Here is a 2,276-nt window from a genome sequence, read left to right as displayed (position 1 = left end):
GGCGTCCAACACCAGGGAGGCGATCGAGGCGCTGTCGGCGATGGCGACGTCGTCGACGGTCATGGCCCGCCCACCCTTCGCCGGATAGCCGGATTCGGTCATTCAGCACCTCGGTCAAAGGGTTGACAGGATGGGTTACACAAGGCTCGGTTCGCGGGCTTCCGACGGGGCTTCAGGGGGCCCGTCGGGCGGCCGTCGGCGGCCCATTCACCGGTTGCTAGCCGAGCGGCAGCGAATATTCGGCAGCCAGATTTTTTCCGGTCCTGCCCTGCGACGCCAACCTGGGAAACTCGCACCAGGCACTTCGGTGACCGGGTTGGTCACAGTTTGCTGTAAGGGGAGGCGATCGAGGCGGGACGCTGTTACTCTGACGTTACTAAAAGTGAATTCGTCGTACCGTCACGTGAACAGTTGCAAACTGACGGCTTCCGAAACAGCTTCAGAGGTCGTTGTCATCTAGTCTCTGCAGAGTCGGGGATTGAACTAGGAGGGAACCAAGTATGTCGTTCGTGACCACACAGCCCGAGGCTCTGGCTGCGGCGGCCGGAAACTTGCAGGCCATTGGCTCAACGTTGAGCGCCCAGAACGCGGCTGCCGCCGCCCCCACGACCGGGGTGGTGCCCGCGGCCGCCGACGAGGTGTCGGCGCTGACGGCGGCGCAGTTCGCAGCGCACGCGCAGATGTACCAGGCGGTCAGTGCCCAGGCCGCCGCCATTCACGAGGCGTTCGTGAACACGCTGTCGACCAGCTCTGGCTCGTACGCTGCGACCGAGGCAATCAACGCAGCTGCTGCGGGCTGATCGGGTTGGCGGTTCGGGGTCTGGGACGGGACGTCTTCGACGTGCGCTCCGACCTGACCGCCCAGCTACCGACGATCTCGGGGGCTGACGGCCGGACAACTCAAACGCCGGAGTTCGGGTTTGACGTCCGTCTCACCGTGTTCCAGCGACCGGTGGCCGCCGGCTGACGGGAAGGGGGGATCATCCTTTTGCATTCGGCACGGCGGTTCGCCAGCGCGTAACCGGTCCGGCCATCGTCGTCACCACAGCAGGTATCTGAGTAATCACGTAATAAGGAGAAAGCCACATGGCAACACGTTTCATGACCGACCCGCACGAGATGCGGGCGATGGCGGGCCGCTTCGAGGTGCACGCCCAGACCGTTGAGGACGAGGCCCGCAAGATGTGGGCGTCCTCGATGAACATCGCCGGCTCGGGCTGGAGCGGCCAGGCGCAGGCGACCTCGTACGACACCATGGGCCAGGTCAACCAGGCCTTCCGCAACATCGTCAACATGCTTCACGGTGTGCGCGATGGACTGATCCGCGACGCGAACAACTACGAGCAGCAAGAGCAGGCCTCGCAGCAAATCCTCAGCAGCTAGCGCTAAAAACCGCGGCTGCGTACCATTCCAGACATTAGGAGAACACCGTTATGACAATCAATTACCAGTTCGGCGATGTCGACGCCCACGGTGCCTTGATCCGCGCCCAGGCCGCGTCTCTGGAGGCTGAGCACCAGGCCATCGTTCGCGATGTGCTTGCTGCGGGTGACTTCTGGGGCGGTGCCGGTTCGGTGGCCTGCCAGGAGTTCATCACCCAGTTGGGTCGCAACTTCCAGGTGATCTACGAGCAGGCCAACGCCCACGGGCAGAAGGTGCAGAGCGCCGGCAACAACATGGCCAGCACCGACAGCGCCGTTGGGTCCAGCTGGGCCTAACCCCAACTTCAGGCGCGGCAGCACACCAGACATCGGTGTGCTGCCGCGTCCTGCGGTTACCGTGCACTTTGACCCCTTGAGGTATTGATGGACCAACAGACCGCCCGTACCGACATCACCGTTAACGTCGACGGCTTCTGGATGCTCCAGGCGCTCCTGGACATCCGGCACGTCGCGCCGGAGCTGCGGTGCCGGCCATTCGTCTCCACCGACTCGAGCGACTGGCTCAACGAGCATCCCGGCATGGCGGTGATGCGCGAGCAGGGCATCGTCGAAAACGATCAGGTGAACGAGCATGTGGCCGCACGGATGAGGGTGCTTGCCGCGCCGGACCTCGAGGTCATCGCCCTGTTGTCGCGGGGCAAGCTGCTATACGGCGTGGTCGACGACGAGAACCAGCCGCCCGGGTCGCGTGACATCCCCGACAACGAGTTCCGGGTGGTGCTGGCCCGTCGCGGCCAGCACTGGGTCTCGGCGGTACGGGTGGGCGGCGACATCACCGTCGACGACGTCGCCATCGCCGACAGCGCCTCGATCGCCTCCCTGGTGTTGGACGCC

At 64.4% G+C, this 2,276-nt stretch carries 4 protein-coding genes; all 4 read left to right on the top strand.

What is annotated here, in order from left to right; all coding sequences use genetic code 11:
- Positions 1-500 precede the first annotated feature (500 nt).
- Positions 501-800, top strand: a complete 300-nt coding sequence (locus tag A9X05_RS03075) for a PE family protein (protein ID WP_047324320.1) — start codon at positions 501-503, stop codon at positions 798-800.
- Between the two features lie 286 nt (positions 801-1,086).
- Positions 1,087-1,383: a WXG100 family type VII secretion target gene (locus A9X05_RS03070; protein WP_007168951.1), complete on the top strand. Its 297-nt coding sequence runs from the start codon at positions 1,087-1,089 to the stop codon at positions 1,381-1,383.
- 50 nt (positions 1,384-1,433) lie between these two features.
- Positions 1,434-1,718, top strand: coding sequence for a WXG100 family type VII secretion target (locus A9X05_RS03065; RefSeq protein WP_046184805.1), 285 nt, complete (start codon positions 1,434-1,436; stop codon positions 1,716-1,718).
- An 87-nt stretch (positions 1,719-1,805) separates the two neighbouring features.
- Positions 1,806-2,276: ESX secretion-associated protein EspG (locus A9X05_RS03060; RefSeq protein ID WP_197498892.1), on the top strand; the 471-nt coding region annotated here is incomplete at its 3' end.

Origin of the sequence: Mycobacterium sp. E3298 (assembly GCF_001666895.1) — a bacterium.
In the GTDB taxonomy this organism is placed as follows: domain Bacteria; phylum Actinomycetota; class Actinomycetes; order Mycobacteriales; family Mycobacteriaceae; genus Mycobacterium.
This window is presented reverse-complemented; position numbering and strand designations above follow the sequence as displayed.